The organism is Streptomyces sp. NEAU-sy36, from assembly GCF_013423905.1.
Taxonomy (GTDB): domain Bacteria; phylum Actinomycetota; class Actinomycetes; order Streptomycetales; family Streptomycetaceae; genus Streptomyces; species Streptomyces misionensis.
Window position 1 is genome coordinate 2,813,985 of sequence record NZ_CP058977.1, and the last position, 16,311, is coordinate 2,830,295.

Genomic DNA, 16,311 nt, shown 5'->3' on the forward strand with positions numbered 1-16,311 from the left:
CCGCCGCCGGGCCGGAGAGTCACGAGGACCTGGCCACCGCCAGCAGCGTCTCCCAGTCGGCCAGCTTCACCACACCCCGGCCCAGCCGCGCGCCCAGCTCGGTCTCCGCCCGCTCGATCGCCAGCCAGCCGTCCCAGGGCACCGGCTCGATCCCGGCCGCCCGCAGCGCCGCGACCGGGTCGGCCGGCACGTCGGCGCGTGCCAGCGCGGGCGCGTCCAGGAGCAGGGAGGCCACCGTCTCCTTGGCACACGGCCGGTTGGTGCCGATCACCCCCGAGGGGCCCCGCTTGATCCAGCCGGCGACGTACTCCCCGGGGGACGCGGCACCGTCGCGCACCACCCGCCCCGCCGTGTGCGGCACCGTGCCGCTCGCCTCGTCGAACGGCAGCCCCTCCAGCGGCACCCCGCGATACCCCACCGAGCGCAGCACCAGCTGCGCCGGCAGTTCCTCGTACCGTCCCGTGCCCGTCACCCCGCCCCGGCCGTCCGGTGCCGTGCGCTCGAAGCGGACCGCGCCCACCCGGCCGCCGTCCGCCAGCAGCTCCACGGGACGCAGGAAGAACCGCAGCCCGACGTGCCGCCCGGCGCCGGGTGACGGCCGCTCCGCCCAGCCGCGCAGCACCTCCAGATTGCGCCGCTGCACCGCGGGCAGCGCCTCGGGGCCGATCGGGTCGAGCGCCAAGTCGTCCTTTTCCACGACGATTTCGGTGCCCGGCAGGGTGCCCAGCTCGCGCAGCTCCTTGGTGGTGAACCGGGCCTGCGCGGGACCGCGCCGCGCCACCATGTGCACCTCGGCGACCCCGCTGGCCGCCAGCGCGTCCAGCGCCGCCTGCGGCATGTCCGTCGGCCGCAGCTCGGCCGCCTCGCGCACCAGCATCCGGGTGACGTCCACCGCCACGTTGCCCGCGCCGATCACCACCACCGAGCGCACCCCGCGCAGGTAGTCGGCGGCGGCCGCGTCCGGGTGCGCGCTGTACCAGGCCACGAACTCGGTCGCCGACCAGCTGCCCGGCAGCTCCTCGCCGGGGATGCCGAGACGGCGGTCGGTGGCGGCGCCCACGCAGTACACCACCGCGTGGTACAGCCCGCGGAGCACCTTCACCGGCAGCCCGCCGGGCCCGCCCACCCGGACCCCGCCGAGGAAGCGCACCCGCTCGTGCTCCAGCACCGTGCGCAGGCTCGCCTGGAGGGACTTGATCTTCTCGTGGTCCGGGGCGACGCCGTACCGGACCAGGCCGTACGGGCACGGCAGCCGGTCCAGCACGTCCACGAACACCTCGGCGTCCTGCTGGACGAGGTGCTGGGCGGTGTAGCACCCGCTCGGTCCGGATCCGACGACGGCGACTCGCAGCACGGCGGTGCTCCTGACGCGAAAGGAGAGTGCGCGGACGGCTCCAGCATGGCACCCGGCGGACCCCCGGCGGCAGGGCCCGCCGGGTGACGCGGACGCGTGTCCCACCGGATGGCGGGCGAGCGCCCGGTTACGTTGCGTGGGTGCTTGAAGCATCCTTTCTTGATCTTTCCGATCGGAACGCGGAGGACGGCGCGGTGTCCGTGTGGCCCGCGTGGGAGGTGCGGGAGCACGACGGCGCCCTGTCCTGGCTGCATGTACGGCTGGACTTCCCGGACGGCGCCGGAGTGGACGCGCTGGCCGTGGTGAGCGGCACCGGGTGCGTCTCCGTGGAGGAGGTCCGGGCCCGCCCCGCCCTCTCCCTGGACGACCTCGCGCTGCTCGCGGACTGGATCGAGGAACCGCTGCTGGAGGCGTTCCGCGCGGTGGACCGGGCCGGGGACGACCGGGCCGGGGACGACGGTCGGCCGCCCGGCGCCCCGCGCCGGGGAGCCCGCCGTGCCCGCCGCGCCTGGCCCCGCGGCACCGAGGGCCGGCTGCTGCTCGCCCGCGCGTACCGCGCGGCCCAGGAGTCCGGCGCCGACCCGGTGCTCGCCCTGATGCAGGCGACCGGCCACAGCCGCCGCCGCACCCTCGGCCTGATCGCCCGGGCCAGGGACGCGGGCCTGCTGACGCCGAGGCACGCCCGCCGGTAGGGGCGCCGGGAACGCGACCGGCGCGCGGGACGGCGTGGGGACGCTCGTACCGGGGGCCCGGCTAGGAGGCCCCCGGCGCGCGCTCCCCCGTGGCGAAGAAGCGTGACAGGTCGCGTTCCGGGGTTTCGGCGCCTCCCGTGCGCTCCGGTGGCACACCCAGCTCCCAGTCCAGCCCGTACCGCTTGAACAGTTCGGCGCGCAGGGCCGGGACGGGCATCGGTACGCCCGGGACCAGGGCCGCGTACACCGCGCCCATCAGCACGGCGCGCAGCATCGGGTAGTCGGCCGTCACGTCCTCGGAGCCGTACCGGGAGACGGTGTCGCCGAGCAGTTCCGACAGCCGCCGCTGCTCCGGGCACTCCACGAAGCCCTCGGCCTGGAGCAGCCCCGCCATGTGCTGGCGCATCAGCACCGGCCGGTCGCGGGCCAGCCCGAGGATCGCGTCGATGGCCCGGGCCAGCCGCTCCCGGCCGTCCTCGGTGCGCGGCTGCCGCTCCAGCGCCTCCTCCAGCGTGCGGTGCATCAGCCGGTGCACGGCGGACTGCACCAGCTGGCGCTTGCCGGGGAAGTAGTACGACACCAGCCCGCGGGCCGAACCGGCCCGGTCCGCGATGGCGCCCAGGGTGGTCGCCTCGAAGCCGCGCTCGTCCACCAGCTCCACGGCCGCCTGGAGCAACCGCTCCCGGGAACGCCTTCGCAATTCTTCATTGACCGAGGCGCTGCGCGGGGACATGCTGGACTCCTGCGTTGACTGGCTGCCAGCCAACTATACTCAACGCGCCGGACCCCAGGTCCGGGTCCGAGCCGCCGACCGCTCGGGGTGACGCGGGGGATCACCTCGGGCGGCCGGTGCGCGTCCGCCCGCGCGCCCGCGCGGATCACACCAGGCCGGGAACGGGAGCAGCGCGTCCGGACGGAGCGCGACGGGCAGGTGCGCCACGAAGCGCACCCGACAGCCGAGGGCCGCGGCGCCGCCGTCCGCCTCCTTGCTGTCGCCGACCATCAGCGTCTCGTGCGGATCGGCGCCCAGCGCCCGGCAGGCGACCGAGAACAGCCGCGGGTCCGGCTTTTGCACCTCGTGCTCGTATGACAGCGCGTACGCGTCCAGACCGTGAGCGCGGAAGACCGGCCGGAGGTCCCAGCCGATGTCGCTGACCGCGCCCACGCCGACGCCGCGCTCGCGCAGGGTGCGCAGCACCTGGTGGGCGTCCGAGTAGGGGGACCAGGCGGCGGGGGACATGTGCCGCTCGTACAGCGCGTCGTACAGTCCGGGCGCGGGCAGCGGCACCTGCCGGGACAGTCCCGTGTACGCCGTCCGGTGCAGCCGCGCGCTCTCGTCCCGGCGCGCCCACGCCGGCCGACTCCGGAGGCACCCGTTTCGGTCGCGCGCCGCCCGGCAGCGCCCCGGCGTCCTGCAACGCCGCGGCCGCCGCCCGCAGTTCGGCATCGGACAGGGCCGATCCGGTCCCGTCCGGCGTCGCGCGCAGCCAGGACTCGGCGGTCTCGACGCGGAACAGCCTCCCGGAGAAGTCGAACAGCACGGCGTTCACGGCATCCATGTGCCGGACGCAACAGGTGAGTCGACGGATCTCAGCCCAGCGCCCGCAGTCCCGGCACCAGGGTCAGCAGCACCGGGAGCGCCGGCACCAGCGCGGCCGTCGCGGTCAGCCGCAGCCGGTGCAGGGCCGGGAGGCGGTCGGTCGGGGTCAGCAGCCGGTGCACCCGCTGCGGAACATGCGCCTCGGGGGTGGGGCACGGCCCGAACACGCCGCGTTCCACGTTGAGTTCGACCAGCGCCAGCGCCGTCGTCAGCCGGCCGAAGCGCCGGGAGGCCATGTCGTCGGCGGCCAGCTCCACCAGCCGGTGCATCTCGTCCCGGAACGCCGCGAACACCGGTACCTGGGGGAACCCGTCCGCGAGCGCCGACGAGCAGTGCAGCAGCCAGTCGTGCCGGGCCCGCGCGTGCCCCTTCTCGTGCGCCAGCAGGGCGTCCAGCTGCCGCCCCTTCAGGCGCCGCAGCGCGGCCGTGGTGACGACCAGCCGGGGTGCCGTACCGGGCAGCCACCAGGCGTCCGGGCGCTCGCCCTCCAGCACCACCAGCCGGCCGCCCCTCGGCTCCTCGCCCGGCAACAGCGGGGCGCGCACCAGGAGTTCGGCCCGTCGCGCGCGCCGCCCCGCCCGGGACCGTACGACCTCCCGCACCAGCATGGCCGCGCTCCACAGGCCCGCGCCGGCCAGCAGCACGGCGGTGGCCGCCGCCCAGGGGCTCGCCGTGCCGAGGGCGTAGGCGTCCACGACCGCGTGCGGGGCCCGCGCGAACACCTGTCCGCGCACCGGCCGCCAGGCCGCGGCCGCGCTCAGGGTCATCGACAGCGCACAGCACAGCAGGACGGCCGCCACCACGCACTGCCACGCCCAGAGGGCGACGACCGGTTCACGGTCCGGCCAGTCGGCGCGGGCGAGCAGACGCGGGGCCACGACGGCGGTCAGGACGCCGAGCAGCAGCAGGGCCACGGGGACCATCATGGGCAGCACCCTATGAGCGCGGGGCCGCCCGGCGGTACGGTCCTTCACGCCGAAGTGACGCAGTCAACGCGCCACGCACACACGTCACATCGTCAGCAGCATCGCGATCATGCCGATCCCCATCGACAGCCGGCAGGCGCGGGCCAGTTCCGGACGGTCGCCCCAGCGCGCGGGTGCGGGACCGCCCACGGTGACGGCGGCAGGCACCAGACGGGCGCCGGTCACCAGTACGTAGCCCGTGAAGTAGACCAGCAGGGCGCCGGTCACCAGGGGCACCCCGGCACCACCGGACATGCCGGCCACCTCCATGCCGCCCATGCCGTCCATCTGGTGCACGGCCGACGGGGCCACGGCCATCGCCGCCGCCATGTAGACCATCGCCGCCGCGCCCACCAGGTGGTGCAGGTGGTGCCGGTCGCGGCGGACCGCCCACAGCGCGCGCAGCGCCGCGAGGCCGAAGACGGCCGCGTACACCGGCCAGGCCCACCGCGGCGGTGTGAACACCGCCGCCGGCACGGCCATCGCCGCCATGCCGAAACCCATCAGGGCCTCGCCGCCCGCGGAGCGCCGCTGCTCCTCGAAGGCGCTGCGCAGCCGCAGCAGGCAGTAGGCCCCGGTCGCCGCGCACAGCGCGACCAGCAGCCAGGCAGCCGACACCGGTGCGTGCACGCCCACCTCCACGGCTCGACGTTCGGTCGAGGATGCGATGCCCAGGCCGGGCCGGGGCGCATACGAGCGCAAGGGTGTACACGGGGAGCGCTGACGGGGGCGCGGCCGGTGAGCGGGCGGGAGCCGGACGGGAACGGCGGCCCTGGCGTGCATATGTTTTACAGATAAAACACATGCTAAATTTGATGCATGAGCAGTGCGACCTCCTTCCGTCTTCCCCTCGCCGGGGTGCTCCGCCTCGGCCGGCCCTCGGACATCTGGTTCAAGCCAGCGCTGAGCGTGGTCGCCTCGGTCGCCCCGCCCAACCTGATCCTGCTGGCGCTCGGGCGACTCGACCTCGCGATGTACACGATGGCCGGATCGCTGTGCGCCCTCTACGCCCACAACCGCCCCTACGCGGCCCGCGCCCGCACCCTGGTCTGGGTGGTGCTGGGCATGCTCGCCGGCGTCGCGACGGCCCTGGTCACGGCGTCCCTCACCTCCGACGCCGTCATCCTCGTGACCGTCGGCGCGCTGCTGGCGGCCGTGCAGAAGACCGTGTGCGACGCCACCCGGGTCGGCCCGCCGGGCAACGTGGTCCTCACCTTCATCAGTTCCGCCTCCCTGTTCGCCCCGCAGACCCTCGGCCAGGTGCCGGGCCACGTCGGACTGGCCCTCGCCACCGGCGCCTGGTCCTGGCTGGTCGGCATGGCGCCCGGACTGCTGCGCCCGCACGGTCCCGAGCGCCGCGCCACCGCCCAGGCCCTGAACGCCACCGCCGCCTACGCCGACACCCACGGCACCGGCGACGGCCATGCCCGGGCCCGTGCCGCGAGCGCCGCCGCCATCCACGCCGCCTGGCAGTCCCTGCTGGCCGCGGGCGCCCGCCAGGACCCCACCCGGCGCGCCCTGGAACGCCTCCTCGTGCGCGCCGAGGTCGCCCTCGCCGCCCCCGCCGACGCCGACCCCGCACGGCTGCGCGCCTGGGCCGGCGAGCTGCGCGGCGGCCGCCGCACCCTCCGCCTCGACCTCCCCGGCGAGGACGCCGGGGAACTCCTCGGCGTGGACACCGAGCGGGCCCAGCCGCGCCCCTCGCTGCGCCACCGCCTCGCGCCGCTCGCCCCCATCGCCGCGCGCACCGCGATCGGCTGCGCCCTCGCCGGCTACGCCTCCCTCGCCCTCGGCGTGGGCCGCCCCTACTGGGCCCTGGTCACCGCGGCCTCCCTCTACCAGGCCAACGTCACCCTCACCTGGCACCGGGGCGTCCAGCGCGTCGTCGGCAACCTCGTCGGCGTCCTCGCCTTCGCCGTCCTCGCCCCGCTCGCCCACCTCAACGCCATGGCGCTCGTCCTGTGCTGCGTCGCCCTCAACTTCGGCGCGGAGGCGCTGATCGGCCGCAACTACTGGCTGGGCAGCGTCTGCGTCACCCCCATGGCACTGCTCATCACCGAGTTCGCCCGCTTCCAGGACCCGGCCACGCTGGCCACCGACCGGGTCGTGGACACCCTCATCGGCGCGCTGGTCGGCTTCGTCGCGGCGATCGCCGTCACCAACCGGCGCGCGGGCGACCGCCTGGAACACGCGCTGACCGCGGCGGAACGCGCCCGCGAGAACGCCGCCCGGCTGCTCGCCGAACCGCACCCGGCGCCCCGCGCCCTGGACGACGCCCGCCGCGCCCTCGCCGCCGCCCTCGTCGACCTGCGCGCCACCGCGGACGCCGCGGCCGGCGAGTGGTGGCAGCGCGCCCTGCCCGAGGACCGGGTCGTGCTCGCCGAACAGGCCGGACACCGTACGCTCGCGGCGACGGTGCGACGCCAGGGGCTCGCGCCGCGGCAGCGGGACTCGGGCACGACGACGGAGGACATACGGCCATGACGGCGACGAACGGCACACCACCGCGGGACGAGGCGTCCACGGCCGACACGGTCGCCGCCGTCGTACGGCAGTGGCGGGCCGTCCACCCCGACCTGGACACCGGGCCGATGGAGGTCATCGGGCGGATCAACCGGTGTGCCGCGCTGCTCCAGCAGTCCGAGGACGCGCCGCTGCGCCGGGCCGGGCTCAGCCGCGCCGAGTTCGACCTGCTGGGGGCGCTGCGACGCACCGGCCACGAGCTGACGCCGGGGGAGCTGGCCCGGGAGACGTTCTCCTCCGGGGCCGCCGTCACCAAGCGGATCAAGCAGCTGACCGAGCGGGGCCTGGTCGAGCGGCGCGGCGACACCCGCGACCGCCGGGTCGCCCACGTCCGCCTCACCGACGCGGGCCGCGACCTGGTCGACGGCATCCTGCCCGAACAGCTCGCCTACGAGACCGCGGTCCTCTCGGTCCTGGCCCCGACGGGCCGGGACGACCTCGCCGCCCTGCTGGGCGAGTTGCTGACCCGCCTGGAGGGCCGGATGGGCGCGCTGCGCGCCGGGAGCTGAACGCGAACCGGGGACGCGCGACGACGCCGTCCCCAGGGGCGCGGCCCGGCCCCTTCACCCGCCGCCGCTCTGCGCCCCGGCCGATCGGCACCACCGCTCTTCGGTGCCGGGCGCCCGCGGACCGGCCCTCAGATCCCCGCCCGGTACCGCAGCGGATGGTCCGCGGGCACCTCCACCAGGACGATCCGGGTGCCGTCCGGATCGGCGAGCCACATCTCGACCAGCCCCCACGGCTCCCGCACCGGCGGGCGCGTGATCTCGACACCCCTCGCCCGCAGCTCCTCGTGCGCCGCCCCGACGTCCTCGACCTGCAACCAGAGCGCCACGTCCGGCGACGGTGGCGCCGTCCCGCGGCCGGACACCTCCAGGAAGCCGCCGCCGAGGAAGTAGACCGTGCCGCGGTCCGGGCCGGTGCCGAACTCGCGGTAGACGGGCAGCCCCAGCAGCTCGCCGTAGAAGACGCGGGAGCGCTCGGGGTCGGTGGGTCGCAGGAGTGTCCGGCTGCTGAGCACATGCACCATGCACGCGGAGCCTAGTGGCACAGTTACCCTCGTCCCTGGCTCAGCCACGCCCGAGATGGGAGAACAGCCCTCATGCACAGCGCCGCCGCCCCCGGCCTGACCTTCCGAGACGCCACCGACGCCGACGTGGACGCGCTGGTCGCGCTGATCCAGTCGGCGTACCGCGGGGACGACAGCCGGGCCGGGTGGACCACCGAGGCGGACATCCTGGAGGGGCAGCGCACCGACCCGGAGGGCGTCGTCGAGGTGATCAAGTCGCCCGGCAGCCGGTTGCTCACGGTCGAGCGGGACGGCCGCATCGTGGCCTGCTGCCAGCTCGAACACCGCGGCGAGCACGCCTACTTCGGCATGTTCGCGGTCAGCCCCACCCAACAGGGCGCCGGGCTCGGCAAAGCCGTCATCGCCGAGGCCGAGCGGCAGGCCCGCGAGAACTGGGGCGTCAGCGAGATGCACATGACCGTGATCTCCGTACGCGAGGACCTGATCGCCTGGTACGAGCGCCGCGGGTACCGCCGCACGGGACGGATGTCCCCGTTCCCGTACGGCGACGAGCGCTTCGGCATCCCGCGGCGTGACGACCTCCAGTTCGAGCTGCTGGTCAAGAAGCTCGGCTGAGTCCCGCCGCGGCCCCTACGCGGTGAACCGGCCCGTGCGCTTGATCTCGGGGAAGTCGGTGGTCGCCCCGTCCAGTTCGAGCGCGCGGACCAGCCGCAGCTGCTCCTGCGTGTTGACCACCCAGCCGATGATCCTCAGCCCGGCCGCGCGCGCGTGCTCGACGGTCTCCAGGGTGAGCCGGCGGATGTTCAGGCAGACCGTCGGCGCGCCCACGGCGACGGCGCGCTCCACCACCTCCGGACCGTAACGCCCGGCGATGAGCGCCGTGCGCACGCCGGGCACCAGCCGCGCGATCTCGGCGACCGCCTCGTCGTGGAAGGAGGACACCTCCACCCGCCCGACCAGGTCCCGCTCCAGCATCACCTTGGCCAGCGCCCGCGCCGCCGCCACGTCCTTGATCTCGGCCTGCAACGGCGTCGGCACCGCGTCCAGCACCTCCTCGAACACCGGCACCCGTTCCCCGCGCCCCGCGTCCAGCGCGCGCAGCTCGGCGAGGGTCTTCTCGGCGATCGGTCCCGAGCCGTCGGTCGTGCGGTCCACCTCGGCGTCGTGCATGACGACCAGGGCGCCGTCCTTGCTCAGGTGCAGATCGAGTTCGATCAGGTCGAGGCCGGCCCGCTGCGCGGCGGCGAAGGAACGGAGGGTGTTCTCGGGCTCCACACCCATGACCCCGCGGTGACCGATGGTAAGGAAGTTCAAGGTTCGACTCGCTTCCGTCGACGGCGGCTCGGCACGCGCGCGGCGACGGGCGGACGCCGTCGTCCGCGCGGGCAGGCTCGCAGCCTAACGGCCCCGACCCGCGATGAACCCGCGTGTGCGCGGGCGTTCGGGGGCACGCCCCGGGCGGCGACTGGCCGGTACCCCTCCATGACATCACCCGCGCGTGGGCGAGTCCCCGCGTCCTTGACAGGCCGGATCGTGCCCCTGACAGCCGGACCGGCAACACGCTCGAAGTGAGCGCCGTCACGGTTTACAGCAGGAAAAATGTCGGCGACAGGGTCACTGAACAGAAAAATCTCCTGCGCCTCCTCTTGATGGGGGAATCGGGGTATGCATACGGTGTCCGTACGCGAGGTTCTCCCGTGGAGGATGGAAAATGACGGAAATTCTTGTGCAGTCGGGTGCGGAGGGTCGTATTCCTTCGCAGACCAGGGTGGTTGAGCACCCCGCATGGCCCGTGCTCAAGGATGCCGTGGAACAGATCCGGCCATGGCAGTCGAAGGACGGCTCGATCGACTTCGCCGCCGAGGGCGCGCCCACCAGGGTGGACGCCGAGGCCGCCGTCCGCCGGGTCGCCGACGCGGTCGAGCAGCTGTCGCCGCTGGTGCCGCACGACTCCGCCTACCACGAGGCCCTCGTCAAGGACCTTCGCCGCTGGGCCGAGGGCGGCTTCCAGGTGCCGGACTTCCTGGACTCGCTGCTGGCCTTCAACCCCGCGGCGAGCCGCGCGGACGGCCTCCAGCACCTGGTCGTCTTCCCGATGTACACGCAGAACGGCAACCCGGACCGCAACTTCGAGGCGCTGGTGCTGCGCATGGTCTGGCCCGACTGGCTGGCCGAGCTGGAGCGCACCCGCTACGACAACCCGCTGTACTGCGGTATCGCGTTCGAGGACTTCACCTCGGGCTACGACACCAACTCCGCCGTCCTCTTCCCGGAGACCATCGCCGTCCGTGAGGCGCCGGAACGATTCTCCTGGGGTGGCATCTTCTGCGACCGCGAGGCCGCGCGCTTCCGCCGGGTCACCGAGGCCGCCGTCGAGATCCTGGGCCTTGAGCTGCCCGAGGACATCGCCGCGATGGTGCACGACCAGAAGCGCTGCGAAGAGGCCTTCGTGCTCTGGGACATGGTGCACGACCGCACCCACAGCCACGGTGACCTGCCGTTCGACCCGTTCATGATCAAGCAGCGCCAGCCGTTCTGGATGTACGGCCTGGAGGAGCTGCGCTGCGACCTCACCGCCTTCAAGGAGGCCGTCAAGCTCCAGGCGGACGGCCTTCCGCAGGCCCGTGACGTGCAGTACGCCGTGCTCTTCGACCGCATGTTCCGCTTCCCCGTCACCGGCGACCGCGTGCGCAACTACGACGGCGTCGGCGGCCAGCTGCTCTTCGCCTACCTGCACAAGCACGACGTCGTGCGCTGGACCGACAACAAGCTCTCGATCGACTGGGAGCGCGCCCCGCAGGTCACCAACCAGCTGTGCGCCGAGATCGAGAAGCTGTACCGGGACGGCATCGACCGCCCCAAGCTCGTGCACTGGTTCGCCGGCTACGAGCTGGTCTCCACCTACCTCGCCCCGCACCCCGGTTCCAAGTGGGCCAAGGGCCCCGAGGCACTCGACCTCTCGCTCCCGCCGCGCAAGCTGGTGGACGACGTGCTTCCGGACGAGTTTCCGCTGAGCATGTTCTTTGAGGCCCTGTCCAAGAAACTGAAGAACGTGATCGCCTCCACCAAGGGCATCACCGCGGACAGCGCCGAGCGGATCGCCGCGTGAGCGACGGCGTACCACCACACGACACGGCTGCAGAGGGGAAGATCATGGGGAACGGGTCGAACGGGGCGCTCAGTGGTGCGGTGATCGCGGTGGCCGGCGCGGGCGGACCCGCCGGCCGGGCGGCACTGCTGCGCCTGGCCGAGGCCGGGGCGACCGTCGTGGGGGCGGACAACGACCCGCAGCGGCTGTCGGAGGCCGTGGACGCGGCGCGCTACGCCTCCGGGGGTGCCTCGGTCACGGGCGACACGGTCGATCTGCTCGACCTCCAGTCCACCCGGGACTGGGCCGACCACATCGAGAAGGACTTCGGCCGCGTCGACGGCCTGGTCCACCTGGTCGGCGGCTGGCGCGGCAGCGAGACCTTCACCAAGACCAGCCTGGACGACTGGGACTTCCTGGAGCTGCTGCTGGTGCGCACCGTGCAGCACACCTCGCTGGCCTTCCACGAGGCGCTGCAGCGCAGCGACCGGGGCCGCTACGTGCTGATCAGCGCGGCCGGCGCGTCCAAGCCCACCGCGGGCAACGCCGCCTACTCGGCCGCCAAGGCCGCCGCCGAGGCGTGGACGCTGGCCATGGCCGACTACTTCCGCAAGGCGGGCAGGGCCGAGGGCGCCGAGGGTCCGACGTCGGCGGCTACGATCCTGGTGGTCAAGGCGCTGGTGCACGACGCGATGCGCGCCGAACGCCCCAACGCGAAGTTCGCGGGCTTCACGGACGTCAAGGACCTGGCCGAGGCCATCGAGGGCGTCTGGAGCAAGTCCGCCGCCGAAGTGAACGGAAACCGTCTGTGGCTGACCGAGAAGCCGTGAACCCTCCCAGGACCGACGCGCGTCGCCATCACGACCCGGAGGTCCGCGGTTTCGCCAGTGACAACTACGCCGGAGCGCACCCCGAGGTGCTGGCCGCCCTGGCCCTGGCCAACGGCGGCCACCAGGTGGCGTACGGCGAGGACCAGTACACCGAGAACCTCCAGCGGATCATCCGCAGCCACTTCGGTGCCACCGCCGAGGCCTTCCCGGTCTTCAACGGCACCGGCGCCAACGTGGTCGCGCTCCAGGCGGTCACCGACCGCTGGGGCGCGGTGATCTGCGCCGAGAGCGCGCACATCAACGTGGACGAGGGCGGGGCACCCGAGCGGATGGGCGGGCTGAAACTGCTCACCGTGCCCACGCCGGACGGCAAGCTCACGCCCGAGTTGATCGACCGGCAGGCCTGGGGCTGGGAGGACGAGCACCGCGCGATGCCGCAGGTCGTCTCGATCACCCAGTCCACGGAGCTGGGCACGCTCTACACGCCCGGGGAGATCCGCGCGATCTGCGAGCACGCCCACGCCCACGGGATGCGGGTGCACCTCGACGGCTCCCGGATAGCCAACGCCGCCGCCTCCCTGGACATGCCGATGCGCACGTTCACCGACGCGGCCGGCGTCGACATCCTCTCGCTGGGCGGGACGAAGAACGGCGCCGTGTTCGGCGAGGCGGTCGTGGTCCTCAACCAGGACGCCGTGCGGCAGATGAAGCACCTGCGCAAGCTGTCCATGCAGCTCGCCTCCAAGATGCGCTTCGTCTCCGTGCAGTTGGAGGCCCTGCTGGCCAAGGACCTGTGGCTGCGCAACGCCCGGCACGCCAACGAGATGGCCCAGCGGCTCGCCGAGGGCGTGCGCGCGGTGCACGGGGTGGAGATCCTCTACCCGGTGCAGGCCAACGGCGTCTTCGCCCGGCTCCCGCACGACGTCAGCGAGCGGCTGCAGAAGCGGTTCCGCTTCTACTTCTGGGACGAGGCGGCCGGCACCGTGCGCTGGATGTGCTCCTTCGACACCACGGAGGAGGACGTCGACACCTTCGTGGCGGCCGTCAAGGAGGAGATGGCGCGCTAGTCCACGAAAATGCATAGGTATGCGGTCACCTGAAAAGTCATTGACTGTCGGGTGATCGCATTCCTATGCTCTGCGGGCATGCAGCTGATCCAGGAAACCGCCGACCTCTCCGCATATCTGGCCGCCGACGAGGCCATCGATCACCAGCACCCGGTGGTGCGGGAGACGGCCGCCCGGCTGGCCGCCGATGCCGCCGACTCGTATGCCTATGCGCGCCTCGCCTATGAGTTCGTGCGCGACACCGTCCCGCACTCCGCCGACACCGGCGATCCGCGCGTCACCTGGCGCGCCTCCGACGTCCTGGCCCGGCGCACCGGCATCTGCCACGCCAAGGCGCACGCGCTCGCGGCCCTGCTGCGCGCCGAGGACATCCCCACCGCCCTGTGCTACCAGCGCCTGCGCGACGACGACGGCGACGGCCTCGTCGTCCACGGCCTGGTCGCCGTCCGCTTCCACGGCGCCTGGCACCGCCAGGACCCGCGCGGCAACAAACCCGGCGTCGACGCCCGGTTCTCCCTCGGCGAGGAGCGGCTCGCCTGGGTTCCCGACGCGGCCCGCGGCGAGCTGGACCACCCGGTCCTGTACGCCGCCCCCCACCCGGCCGTCCTCGACGCCCTGCGCACCGCCCCCGACCGTGAAGCCCTCGGCAGCGCGCTGCCGAGCACCCTGTGACCTCCCCGGCATGACCGACGGGGGAGCGGCGAGAAAAGAGCGCGGCGGCGTTTCGCCCGCCGCCGGGGCGGCCCGGACGGCGGGGCGGTTCTCCCGGGCGCGCACGGCGGTCTCGCCGGAGCAACGGGCGGTCGCCGTCAGGGGCACGCGCCGTCCCTGGTCGGTGACCAGGCGGTTGCTCCAGACGCCGTACCAGGCGGCCACGGACGGCTCCGTCACCGAGGCGCCGCTCGACCGGGTCAGATCACAACGGCCGCCGGGCGAACCGTCGTTCGGCAGCGGGTGGGCCCGCCACCGGGCGCCCTGGGGAAGCCGCGTGTGGGCGGCCCAGCCGCTGGCGGGCCCGACGGCCTCGGACACCGGTACCGGCGGCGGCGCGCGGTCGGAGTCCGGGAGCCCGCCGCCGTCCTTCGGGACCACGAGCGGTTCGGCACCGCAACCCGGGTGCCGTCCAGCCGAGTCGACCAGCGGGACGCTGGTCTCGTACACGGCGCGGGAGTGCCGGGCGGTGGCCTGAGGGGGCATGGCGACCGCCGGCATCGTGCGGCTGCCGGCCCGCGTCGTCCCTGCCGAGGGCCGGGCAGCGCACCAGCAGCCGCACGTCGCCGCCCCGTGTCGTCGGCCGACCCGGGCAGGTCGCCCGGCAGCGGCCGGACGAAGGAGAGTCCCCGAGCTCGTCGTGCTCAGTCGTCCGCGCCTCGGTGAAGTGGCCGCCCCCGGCCGCGAGTTCCCGTACCGCCCCGGCCGGCAGCGTGCCGTCGCAGCCGGTGCGCAGCAGCCACCAGTCCTTCACATGCGGCGCGCACGGCCACCCGGCCGGCGCGAGCACGGCCGCCGCCGCGCACCCCGCCTTTCGCCAACGCCGCATCGCCCGGCCGCCGTACCGCGGTCGGTCCCCGGAAGCCGGCCGGCCCCGGACCGTGACCGCGCACCCTGCCGGGCGGTGCGGGGTGTCAGTGGACCTCGGCGGCCCGCAGCGCGTCGGCCGTCGGCGCCGTGCCGCCGAGGTGCGCGGGGAGCCACCAGGAGTCCTCGGCGCCCTTCGGGCGGCCCGGATAGGCGCGTTGGGCGGCGTCCAGGAGTTCCTGGACGCGCTCGCGCAGCCGGCGGGTGATCGCCCCGGCGTACTGGTCGCGGGGCGCTTCCAGGGCCTCGCCCACCCGGATGGTGACGGGCAGGTGGCTGCGTCTGAAGTTGCGCGCCTGGCCCTTGGTCCACAGCCGCTGCGTGCCCCACACCGCCATCGGGACCAGCGGCACCCCGGCCTCCTGGGCGAGCCGGGCCGCGCCCGACTTGAAGCTCTTCAGGGTGAAGGACTGGGAGATGGTGGCCTCCGGGAAGACTCCGATGACCTCCCCGGAGCGCAGCGAGTCCAGCGCGTGCGCGTAGGCGGCCTCGCCCTGCCCGCGGTCCACCGGGATGTGCTTCATGCCGCGCATCAGCGGCCCGGAGATCTTGTGCCGGAACACGGACTCCTTCGCCATGAACCGCACCAGGCGCTTCTGCGGCAGGGCGGCCAGCCCGTTGAAGATGAAGTCCAGATAGCTGATGTGATTGCTCACCAGCACGGCACCGCCGGAGCGCGGGATGTTCGAGGACCCCTGGCAGTCGATCTTCAGGTCCCAGACCTTGAACAGCGTCTTGGCGAATCCGATGACGGGACGGTAGACCAGTTCTGCCATGGGTGGGACGAACCCTTTCTGCTCTGCTCGGGAAAGGGGGGCTCCCGGCGGGAAAGCTACGCAGCCGTAGGTTTACGGCGTATCGCAGATCGTGCCCCAAGAACGTGCGGGTAGCCAGTTCTGGTGCCCCGCCACGGCGAGATCCTCGTCACGTCGGCTCGCGGCTCTCTTCCGGGCAACCGCCGGCGGGCCGGGAATCCCCGCGGCCCGCCGATCGTTGACGCCTGGTGGCGTCGGCGTCGGCCGGCGTCCGTCGGATGCCGCACGGGCGGCGGAGCGGGAGGGCAAGGGTGAGCGGGCGCGACGACGCCGGGCGGCTGAGCGCCGCCGAACTCGGCACGGGTCTCGGCGAACGGGCCACGCTCGTCCAGTTCTCCACCGCCTTCTGCGCACCCTGCCGGGCCACCCGGCGCGTGCTCGGCGAGGTCGCGGCCATGGTGCCCGGCGTCGCCCACGTGGAGATCGACGCCGAGGCCCGGCTGGAACTCGTACGCGTCCTCGGCATCGTGAAGACGCCCACCGTGCTGGTCCTCGACGCGCGGGGGACGGTCGTGCGCCGCGCCGCGGGTCTGCCCCGCAAGGCCGACGTCATCGCGGCGCTGGGGGAAGCGATTTGATGGGGTTTCGGCAGCAGGTGAGGGGCGTCCCAGTTCCCGGGCCGCACTTGACTGCGCCCACCACCTATCGTCAGCCTGACCGTATGCCGATCGAACTCCTTCTCCACGGGCGGCCCCACGTCGACCTGGCGCGTACCGCGAGCGCCTGCTGTCCGGGTCACTGAGCAGCCACGGACCCGCTCGTCCCCCCG

At 73.7% G+C, this 16,311-nt stretch carries 18 protein-coding genes and 1 pseudogene; 11 read left to right on the forward strand and 8 right to left on the reverse strand.

Annotated features, from left to right (window positions below; all coding sequences use genetic code 11):
* Nucleotides 1-19 precede the first annotated feature (19 nt).
* Nucleotides 20-1,354: an FAD-dependent oxidoreductase gene (locus HZZ00_RS12915; protein ID WP_180332308.1), complete on the reverse strand. Its 1,335-nt coding sequence runs from the start codon at nt 1,352-1,354 to the stop codon at nt 20-22.
* Nucleotides 1,355-1,548: 194 nt separating this feature from the next.
* Here HZZ00_RS12915 and HZZ00_RS12920 point away from each other — a divergent pair, with 194 nt between their 5' ends.
* Entirely contained in the window at nt 1,549-2,046 is a 498-nt protein-coding gene (locus HZZ00_RS12920) for a DUF6214 family protein (protein ID WP_180332309.1), read from the forward strand.
* Between the two features lie 61 nt (nt 2,047-2,107).
* Here HZZ00_RS12920 and HZZ00_RS12925 read toward each other — a convergent pair whose 3' ends face one another.
* The 4 genes and pseudogenes from HZZ00_RS12925 to HZZ00_RS12940 form a co-directional block, all read right to left on the reverse strand.
* A complete protein-coding gene (locus HZZ00_RS12925; RefSeq protein ID WP_180332310.1) occupies nt 2,108-2,779 on the reverse strand; it encodes a TetR/AcrR family transcriptional regulator in 672 nt (223 codons plus the stop codon).
* Nucleotides 2,780-2,818: 39 nt separating this feature from the next.
* Nucleotides 2,819-3,596: pseudogene (locus tag HZZ00_RS12930) on the reverse strand (HAD-IA family hydrolase).
* Between the two features lie 40 nt (nt 3,597-3,636).
* Nucleotides 3,637-4,572 carry a M56 family metallopeptidase gene (locus tag HZZ00_RS12935; RefSeq protein ID WP_180332311.1) on the reverse strand — a complete coding sequence of 312 codons (936 nt, stop codon included), beginning with the start codon at nt 4,570-4,572 and terminating at the stop codon, nt 3,637-3,639.
* An 84-nt stretch (nt 4,573-4,656) separates the two neighbouring features.
* Nucleotides 4,657-5,241 (reverse strand): DUF5134 domain-containing protein, encoded by a 585-nt coding sequence (locus HZZ00_RS12940; protein ID WP_180332312.1) that lies wholly within the window; start codon nt 5,239-5,241, stop codon nt 4,657-4,659.
* A 189-nt stretch (nt 5,242-5,430) separates the two neighbouring features.
* Here HZZ00_RS12940 and HZZ00_RS12945 point away from each other — a divergent pair, with 189 nt between their 5' ends.
* Both HZZ00_RS12945 and HZZ00_RS12950 read left to right on the forward strand, forming a co-directional pair.
* A complete protein-coding gene (locus HZZ00_RS12945; RefSeq protein WP_180332313.1) occupies nt 5,431-7,095 on the forward strand; it encodes an FUSC family protein in 1,665 nt (554 codons plus the stop codon).
* On the forward strand, nt 7,092-7,643 hold the full coding sequence (locus HZZ00_RS12950; protein ID WP_180332314.1) for a MarR family winged helix-turn-helix transcriptional regulator: 552 nt from the start codon (nt 7,092-7,094) through the stop codon (nt 7,641-7,643). The genes HZZ00_RS12945 and HZZ00_RS12950 overlap by 4 nt, the downstream gene beginning before the upstream one ends.
* A gap of 128 nt (nt 7,644-7,771) precedes the next feature.
* Here HZZ00_RS12950 and HZZ00_RS12955 read toward each other — a convergent pair whose 3' ends face one another.
* The gene (locus tag HZZ00_RS12955) at nt 7,772-8,164 is read right to left on the reverse strand and encodes a VOC family protein (protein WP_180332315.1); all 393 of its coding nucleotides are present in this window, start codon (nt 8,162-8,164) and stop codon (nt 7,772-7,774) included.
* 72 nt (nt 8,165-8,236) lie between these two features.
* Here HZZ00_RS12955 and HZZ00_RS12960 point away from each other — a divergent pair, with 72 nt between their 5' ends.
* On the forward strand, nt 8,237-8,779 hold the full coding sequence (locus HZZ00_RS12960) for a GNAT family N-acetyltransferase (protein WP_180332316.1): 543 nt from the start codon (nt 8,237-8,239) through the stop codon (nt 8,777-8,779).
* A gap of 15 nt (nt 8,780-8,794) precedes the next feature.
* On the opposite strand, the gene HZZ00_RS12965 is transcribed toward HZZ00_RS12960, so the two are convergent.
* Complete coding sequence (locus tag HZZ00_RS12965; protein ID WP_070026483.1) at nt 8,795-9,478, reverse strand: glycerophosphodiester phosphodiesterase family protein; 684 nt, start codon at nt 9,476-9,478, stop codon at nt 8,795-8,797.
* Nucleotides 9,479-9,875: 397 nt separating this feature from the next.
* Between HZZ00_RS12965 and HZZ00_RS12970 the strand changes: the two genes are divergently transcribed.
* The 5 genes from HZZ00_RS12970 (at nt 9,876) to HZZ00_RS12990 (ending at nt 14,338) form a co-directional block, all read left to right on the forward strand.
* Complete coding sequence (locus tag HZZ00_RS12970) at nt 9,876-11,273, forward strand: DUF6421 family protein (RefSeq protein ID WP_180332317.1); 1,398 nt, start codon at nt 9,876-9,878, stop codon at nt 11,271-11,273.
* 44 nt (nt 11,274-11,317) lie between these two features.
* Nucleotides 11,318-12,082 (forward strand): SDR family oxidoreductase, encoded by a 765-nt coding sequence (locus HZZ00_RS12975; protein ID WP_180332318.1) that lies wholly within the window; start codon nt 11,318-11,320, stop codon nt 12,080-12,082.
* On the forward strand, nt 12,079-13,149 hold the full coding sequence (locus tag HZZ00_RS12980) for a low specificity L-threonine aldolase (RefSeq protein ID WP_146465242.1): 1,071 nt from the start codon (nt 12,079-12,081) through the stop codon (nt 13,147-13,149). The genes HZZ00_RS12975 and HZZ00_RS12980 overlap by 4 nt, the downstream gene beginning before the upstream one ends.
* Nucleotides 13,150-13,227: 78 nt before the next feature.
* The gene (locus HZZ00_RS12985) at nt 13,228-13,821 is read left to right on the forward strand and encodes a transglutaminase domain-containing protein (protein ID WP_180332319.1); all 594 of its coding nucleotides are present in this window, start codon (nt 13,228-13,230) and stop codon (nt 13,819-13,821) included.
* Nucleotides 13,822-13,831: 10 nt separating this feature from the next.
* Entirely contained in the window at nt 13,832-14,338 is a 507-nt protein-coding gene (locus tag HZZ00_RS12990) for a hypothetical protein (protein WP_180332320.1), read from the forward strand.
* A 436-nt stretch (nt 14,339-14,774) separates the two neighbouring features.
* Here the strand turns inward: HZZ00_RS12990 and HZZ00_RS12995 are convergent, their stop codons facing one another.
* A complete protein-coding gene (locus HZZ00_RS12995; protein ID WP_180332321.1) occupies nt 14,775-15,503 on the reverse strand; it encodes a 1-acyl-sn-glycerol-3-phosphate acyltransferase in 729 nt (242 codons plus the stop codon).
* 257 nt (nt 15,504-15,760) lie between these two features.
* On the opposite strand from HZZ00_RS12995, the gene HZZ00_RS13000 reads away from it, so the two are divergent.
* Together HZZ00_RS13000 and HZZ00_RS39185 are read left to right on the forward strand one after the other, a co-directional pair.
* Complete coding sequence (locus tag HZZ00_RS13000; protein WP_180332322.1) at nt 15,761-16,120, forward strand: thioredoxin family protein; 360 nt, start codon at nt 15,761-15,763, stop codon at nt 16,118-16,120.
* A gap of 83 nt (nt 16,121-16,203) precedes the next feature.
* On the forward strand, nt 16,204-16,284 hold the full coding sequence (locus tag HZZ00_RS39185; protein ID WP_355154798.1) for a putative leader peptide: 81 nt from the start codon (nt 16,204-16,206) through the stop codon (nt 16,282-16,284).
* Nucleotides 16,285-16,311 lie beyond the last annotated feature (27 nt).

Bases quoted from the DNA above. Each gene is read 5' to 3' on its own strand.
- HZZ00_RS12935 (WP_180332311.1), bottom strand. From the start codon at position 4,572: ATGATGGTCCCCGTGGCCCTGCTGCTGCTCGGCGTCCTGACCGCCGTC.
- HZZ00_RS12960 (WP_180332316.1), top strand. From the start codon at position 8,237: ATGCACAGCGCCGCCGCCCCCGGCCTGACCTTCCGAGACGCCACCGAC.
- HZZ00_RS12955 (WP_180332315.1), bottom strand. From the start codon at position 8,164: ATGGTGCATGTGCTCAGCAGCCGGACACTCCTGCGACCCACCGACCCC.
- HZZ00_RS12970 (WP_180332317.1), top strand. From the start codon at position 9,876: ATGACGGAAATTCTTGTGCAGTCGGGTGCGGAGGGTCGTATTCCTTCG.
- HZZ00_RS12925 (WP_180332310.1), bottom strand. From the start codon at position 2,779: ATGTCCCCGCGCAGCGCCTCGGTCAATGAAGAATTGCGAAGGCGTTCC.
- HZZ00_RS13000 (WP_180332322.1), top strand. From the start codon at position 15,761: ATGCCGCACGGGCGGCGGAGCGGGAGGGCAAGGGTGAGCGGGCGCGAC.
- HZZ00_RS12990 (WP_180332320.1), top strand. From the start codon at position 13,832: ATGACCGACGGGGGAGCGGCGAGAAAAGAGCGCGGCGGCGTTTCGCCC.
- HZZ00_RS12975 (WP_180332318.1), top strand. From the start codon at position 11,318: ATGGGGAACGGGTCGAACGGGGCGCTCAGTGGTGCGGTGATCGCGGTG.
- HZZ00_RS39185 (WP_355154798.1), top strand. From the start codon at position 16,204: ATGCCGATCGAACTCCTTCTCCACGGGCGGCCCCACGTCGACCTGGCG.
- HZZ00_RS12945 (WP_180332313.1), top strand. From the start codon at position 5,431: ATGAGCAGTGCGACCTCCTTCCGTCTTCCCCTCGCCGGGGTGCTCCGC.
- HZZ00_RS12985 (WP_180332319.1), top strand. From the start codon at position 13,228: ATGCAGCTGATCCAGGAAACCGCCGACCTCTCCGCATATCTGGCCGCC.
- HZZ00_RS12995 (WP_180332321.1), bottom strand. From the start codon at position 15,503: ATGGCAGAACTGGTCTACCGTCCCGTCATCGGATTCGCCAAGACGCTG.
- HZZ00_RS12950 (WP_180332314.1), top strand. From the start codon at position 7,092: ATGACGGCGACGAACGGCACACCACCGCGGGACGAGGCGTCCACGGCC.